Origin of the sequence: Limosilactobacillus coleohominis 101-4-CHN (genome assembly GCF_000161935.1) — a bacterium.
GTDB lineage: Bacteria > Bacillota > Bacilli > Lactobacillales > Lactobacillaceae > Limosilactobacillus > Limosilactobacillus coleohominis_A.
Map to the genome: position 1 here is coordinate 11,412 of NZ_GG698805.1, position 5,752 is coordinate 17,163.

Below are 5,752 nucleotides of genomic sequence, written 5' to 3' on the forward strand. Positions count from 1 at the left end.
TTAATCCATTAGTGTCTTTTCACAAAGAAACTTATGCGTTAAAATAGAAAATAAAACGTGAAGGGGGGCAGTAGCTTATCGGAAAAATTAGAATTAATAACATGCCATTTAATACATATAATGGCGTGTTTGCGGAAGAAAAAAAGCTCGGTCAAAAAATAGAAGTTGATTGTGAAATGACTTATCCAATTGAAGCCAAAGTAAGGACTGATAACTTAGAAGAAACGGTTAGCTATGCAGATGTCTATGACACAATTGCACAATTTGTGGCCCATCACAACTATAACTTAATTGAAAGTCTTGCGAATAATTTGCTTCATGAAATTTTACGGACTTATCCTATGCTAGATGAGGTGCGGTTACGGATTCGTAAATATAGTGTGCCAATTGCCGGAATCTTTGACAACATTGAAATTGAGGTGCAGGGAGCAAACGACCATGAATAAAGCATATTTAAGTATTGGTAGTAATATTGGTGATCGGTTAGCAAATTTGCAAAAAGCGGTTCAGCTATTAGCAGATTCATCTCAAATTGAACTTTTAGCGGTTTCATCCGTTTATGAAACAGAACCGGTTGGCGGTGTAAAGCAGGACTCTTTTTATAATATTGCTGTAAAAATAAGAACAGATTTAACTGCCCCAAAGCTCCTTGATTTCTTGCATTGGATTGAACAAAGTCTTCACCGTAAGCGGCTTATCCACTGGGGTCCGCGGACAATTGACTTAGATATCATTGACTTTAACCACCAGCAAATTAAAACCCCGACTTTAATAATCCCGCATTCAGAAATGGCGAACAGGCGCTTTGTATTAGTTCCAATGCTTGAGATTTCAACTTTGGATGAACCTTATCGCCAACGATTGACTGCTTTATTGAAAGCAACTTCAGACCACAACTGGCTAAAAAAGATATATGGACAAGAGGTGTTTTTATGGACCAGCAAAAAATAGAAAAAGTTGTTAGGGATTTATTAATTGCTATCGGTGAGAACCCGCATCGTGAGGGACTACTAGAAACGCCGCAACGGGTTGCTAAAATGTATCAAGAAGTTTTTTCATCTTTGAAACGTCAACCTGAAGATGTGGCTAATTATAAAGTGTTTCATGTTAGTGATGTTCCAGAGATGGTGTTGGTTCAGCACATTCCGTTTTATTCAATGTGTGAACATCACTTGTTGCCGTTTTTTGGTTACGCTAATGTGGCGTATGTTCCTAAAGATGACCAGGTAATTGGTTTAAGCAAAATTCCACGTTTAATTGATTTCGTGACTAAAAAGCCAGGAATGCAGGAGCGAGTAACAACAGATTTAGCGGCAGAATTACAGCGTATTCTTGATCCTGCCGGAATTGCGGTAACAATTAGCGCGCGTCACCTTTGTATGGAAATGCGTGGTGTTAATAAAGCAGGGCAGTACACCTATACTGATAAATTTACTGGTCGGTTTAAGGAAGATAAAGACTTAAAACGAGAATTTTTAATGCAAACGAGGAATAACCATGCTGACTTATGAACAAATTATTGCGGGTTTTGATCGGCGAATGCTCGCTGGTGTAAAAGATCGTATTAAATTTTTAAGACCAATTCTTGCTAATTTGGGAAATCCAGATCGTCAATTTAAGATTATTCACATCGCGGGTACTAATGGAAAAGGCTCAACCGGAATGATGTTGGAACAAACCTTACAATATGCAGGATATAAGGTGGGGTATTTTAGCAGTCCAGCACTTGTTGATGATCGTGAACAGATTAAAATTAATGATAAGTTAATAAGTAGGCAATCATTTGTAGACACCTACCAAAAAATTGCTAGTCGATTACCGGCTGATATTACACCAGCTAATATCACGGTATTCGAATGGTGGACGTTAATAATGATTCAATATTTTGCCGATCAAAAAGTCTATTGGGCAGTAATTGAGTGTGGACTAGGCGGACGTGATGATGCAACTAATATAATTAACGCTCCATTAATTTCAGTGATCACTCATATTGCCCTCGATCATACCCGCATTTTAGGACCTAAAATCACCAACATTGCGTATGCAAAAGCTGGCATTATCAAGACGGGTACTCACCAGGTCTTTCTTGGACCGTGCCAGCAAGAAGAAACAATTGATGTTATTCATGACTATGCTCAGAGTCAAAATGTGGAGCTGACTCTTGCTAAAGAGCAGGAAATTATTGATGGAAAAGCAGCCATTTTCTTTAATGATACATTACATTGGGTCCCCTTTAACTTGCTTGGATCGTTTCAAAGCCAGAATCTCGGGACTGTTATCAGCGTATTTCAATATTTAATCCAGGAAGGCTTTATAAATTCATGGCAACCATTATTAACGATGATGAAGACAATTTCTATTACCGGACGAATGCAGATGATTGCTCATCATCCAACTGTGGTTCTTGATGGGGCTCATAATCCTGATGCTGCTCATCAGCTTTATCATACCTTGCAAACTTACCCTGGCACTAAAATCATTATGGTCTTAGGGTTTCTTGCTGATAAAAACATTATAGAGATGTGCAAAACTTATCAACGATTAACGGATAAATTAATTATTACTACTCCGAATCACCCATCTCGGGCCTTGCCAGTTGCTGAATTGGCAGCAATTCTTCCACAGGCAATAGTTGCTAAAACACCGAACGAGGGACTAGCAAAAGCACGAGAACTTGCAAAGCGTGATGATCTAATCATTGTTACCGGCTCTTTTTACACCATTAAAGATATCGAGGCCAAGCTAAATGAAAAATAATTTTGTTATTGCAACCCATAATACTTTTAAGGCGGATGAAATCCAAAATATTTTGCGGTTTTACCACCAGTGGGGCGAGATTTATACGGACAAACTACCGCGTCAACATTTTCCATCAGAATCAACGACGAGCTACCAAGCAAATGCTAATAAAAAAGCAATTTTTATCAGCCAGCAATTACCAGGAGCTAATGTTATTGCTGACGATTCTGGACTAGAACTAGCCGCGTTTCCCGCAAAATATGGCGTTCAAACAGCACGTGAATTAGCAGTTGAAGTTCCCGACGGTCAGCTTAATCGGTATTTGATCCAATTAGTTAATGGAAAATCACGTAAATTTACGATGAAGACGACAATTGCTTTAGCAGTTAATGGTCACATCAGTAATATTGCTCGCTGTGAATTAACTGGAGTAATTGCACCTGAAGAACGCGGAACTAATTCAACTGGGTTTGACCGAATCTTAATACCAGATGGCGAAGATCAGACTCTTGCCGAAATGAGTCGTCCTAAACGTATTTCATACCTTCATCGTGCACGTGCTGTGAAAAATTTATTAGATCAGTTAGGAGAAGTAAAATGAAAATTACTGAAAAAACAATTACCAACAATACTTCTAAGTTAGAAACTGCTATTTTGGCTGATCAAATCAATCGGCATCAACAGTTATTATTAACTTGGGAATGTGAGAAAGTTGAAACTGCGGCGATGGTTGAACAGTTCGTTTGTCATTTTGACGTACCAGTAGTCTATATTGGTAGCCGTGTTGAATTTTTATTTCCATTGCAATCACTTAAAGCATTGATGATTCATGTTCAAGAACGTTGGAATAATGACCGGGAGTTGCTTGCTTCTCTTGAGCAAATTCAGGAACACCATCAAATCTTGTGGCGGGCTGGTCGCTTTACATTTAAGCTTAACGAGCAGCCGGTTATTTATGGAATCCTTAATGTGACGCCGGACTCATTTTATGATGGTGGAAAATATCAATCGATTACTGAAATTACTCACCAAATTGATAAAATGGTCAAGGCAGGAGCAAATGTAATCGAAGTAGGCGGACAAACTACTAAACCAGGTGGCTTTACTGAAGTTGAACCACAAGAAGAAATTTATCGGATCATGCCCGCGATTAACATCCTTAAGCATGATTATCCGCAAATAGCAATCGCTGTTGATACATATAAATTGCAGGTTATGGAAGCGGCAATAAAAGCAGGTGTTGATATTATTAATGATGTTCAAGCATTTGATACAAATCAAAAACTAGCTTTAATGGCTAAAAGTGAAGTGGGGATGGTTACGATGCATAGCAGCCGGACCCACGATTACGATAATTTAACAGTCGCAATTCAAAAGTTCTTTGAACAGAATTTGGGAACAATCGCTGCTGCGGGTATTAATCTTGAACGAGTGGTTCTTGATCAGGGCATCGGTTATGCCAAAATTGCGGATGGATACCAGGATTATGCGATGATGCGTAATATTGACCAGCTTAATTACCTGCATCGGCCAATTATAGTTGCAATTTCACGAAAGGGCTTTGGACAAAAATTATTTAATTTAGCCAAAGAAGACCGCCTAGACGTAACATTAATTGCAGAAACGGCAATGTATTTACGCGGCGGTCGTGTCTTACGTGTTCATGATGTCGAAGAAACTAGTCAGCTAGTAAAAATGATTGATACTATTAATAATAGTTATTGGTTTAGATCCACCAACAACTAATTCCTAACGCTAAAACTAAGAAAATAAAGAGCAGGATTGTTAAATGCGGATTGCCAAATGTCTCACGTTTTAGGCGAAAAGCAGTTTCCATTAGCATATAGATAATAATCAAAAAAATAATCCATAATATATCGCTAAAGAATTGTGTTTTGAAATGCAAAAAGGCATGGACAATCGAAGCGGTTAATAAAAGAAAATAAAATAGGCGACTTAATTCAAGCCAATTAGTTACTTTTCGCTCAATTTTAGCGTGTAACCCGATGGTAGTGGTAATTAGTAATATCACGATCAGGATCGCCACTATTATTTTTAACATATGGGTAGGCTCCTTTCGGCTTTGATTTTAGCATTCTTGAAAGCAACTGACCACATACGTTAGTGTAAGATTTTCATAGGTTGGATGAATAATTCATCTGGTCATGGGGATTTCTTTGTAGACCAATTTTACTTATTTACAAAAAAAGAAAAGACCATTAGCCTTTAGTGTGTCGAATACTAAGCAAAGGCAGGCCTGCCCTCATAGATATTTTAACAGAAATCGAGCAAAATTTGGTGAAATCAGGCAGTTTATTTGAAGCTGAACAGATTATTTTAAAGGGTGTGCTGGAGTTAGGACAAGCGATCATGCAAAATTTTTTAGAGAGCTTAGATCAAAGCGTCTCATACGCCAGCGGACTACCGAGTAATCAATAAGCAACCACGGACGCTTAACTTTGTTGATCCGGTGGCTTTCCAACGCCGGTATTATCAGGCTGGGCCAAAGAAACGTGAATTTTACTTAGATCACCAATTAAAAATCAAACTACGTCGCTGTTTGTCGCCGAACTACTTAATGATGATGGCTAAGATTGCCCAGATAACTACAATGCGCAATACTGCCGATATTTTAAACCTTATTTTTGACGGTGGAATTACGGTCGATTCAGTAATGCACGCCGTGCATGAGTTAGAAAATCAGGTAGTTAATCAAACTTAAGTAAATGAACACCAAGCTACTCATCGCTGTACTCCTGAAAATTTAACTATTGAGGGTGATGCCTTTATGATTAAACTCAAAAGAAGTCAAGCATCTAGGTCGGCTGACCCTTGTACATCATTGTTGGATTTATGAGCAAGTAGCTAATCAAATCATTAATCAGCGTGATTTCCTCATTGTTGGGCATAAAGAACGGCTTGAATCACGAGTAAATGATTATTTAGATTGTCATTACTGAAGTGCCCTAGAATTGTTAGACACAAGTCTAATGATTCTGGGGTGTTTTTATGT

The 5,752-nt window shown here is 38.2% G+C and carries 7 protein-coding genes and 1 pseudogene; 7 read left to right on the plus strand and 1 reads right to left on the minus strand.

What is annotated here, in order from left to right; translation table 11 throughout:
• The first annotated feature begins 77 nt into the window (after window positions 1–77).
• From folB to folP, 6 genes are read left to right on the plus strand one after another with little or no spacing between them, the layout of a single operon-like run.
• Complete coding sequence (gene folB / locus HMPREF0501_RS06455) at window positions 78–446, plus strand: dihydroneopterin aldolase (RefSeq protein ID WP_081443432.1); 369 nt, start codon at window positions 78–80, stop codon at window positions 444–446.
• Entirely contained in the window at window positions 439–951 is a 513-nt protein-coding gene (folK, locus tag HMPREF0501_RS06460) for a 2-amino-4-hydroxy-6-hydroxymethyldihydropteridine diphosphokinase (protein ID WP_006917113.1), read from the plus strand. The genes folB and folK overlap by 8 nt, the downstream gene beginning before the upstream one ends.
• The gene (folE, locus tag HMPREF0501_RS06465) at window positions 933–1,511 is read left to right on the plus strand and encodes a GTP cyclohydrolase I FolE (RefSeq protein ID WP_006917114.1); all 579 of its coding nucleotides are present in this window, start codon (window positions 933–935) and stop codon (window positions 1,509–1,511) included. The genes folK and folE overlap by 19 nt, the downstream gene beginning before the upstream one ends.
• Entirely contained in the window at window positions 1,498–2,757 is a 1,260-nt protein-coding gene (locus HMPREF0501_RS06470) for a bifunctional folylpolyglutamate synthase/dihydrofolate synthase (RefSeq protein ID WP_006917115.1), read from the plus strand. Before folE ends, HMPREF0501_RS06470 begins: the two co-directional genes overlap by 14 nt.
• Window positions 2,747–3,340 (plus strand): non-canonical purine NTP pyrophosphatase, encoded by a 594-nt coding sequence (locus HMPREF0501_RS06475; RefSeq protein WP_006917116.1) that lies wholly within the window; start codon window positions 2,747–2,749, stop codon window positions 3,338–3,340. Before HMPREF0501_RS06470 ends, HMPREF0501_RS06475 begins: the two co-directional genes overlap by 11 nt.
• Entirely contained in the window at window positions 3,337–4,485 is a 1,149-nt protein-coding gene (gene folP / locus HMPREF0501_RS06480; protein WP_006917117.1) for a dihydropteroate synthase, read from the plus strand. Before HMPREF0501_RS06475 ends, folP begins: the two co-directional genes overlap by 4 nt.
• Here folP and HMPREF0501_RS06485 read toward each other — a convergent pair.
• Window positions 4,466–4,801, minus strand: a complete 336-nt coding sequence (locus HMPREF0501_RS06485) for a hypothetical protein (protein WP_006917118.1) — start codon at window positions 4,799–4,801, stop codon at window positions 4,466–4,468. The two genes, folP and HMPREF0501_RS06485, sit on opposite strands and share 20 nt — an antisense overlap.
• A gap of 203 nt (window positions 4,802–5,004) precedes the next feature.
• Here HMPREF0501_RS06485 and HMPREF0501_RS06490 point away from each other — a divergent pair.
• Window positions 5,005–5,696 (plus strand): annotated as a pseudogene (locus HMPREF0501_RS06490) (UPF0236 family transposase-like protein); the annotation flags it as partial.
• Between the last annotated feature and the right edge of the window lie 56 nt (window positions 5,697–5,752).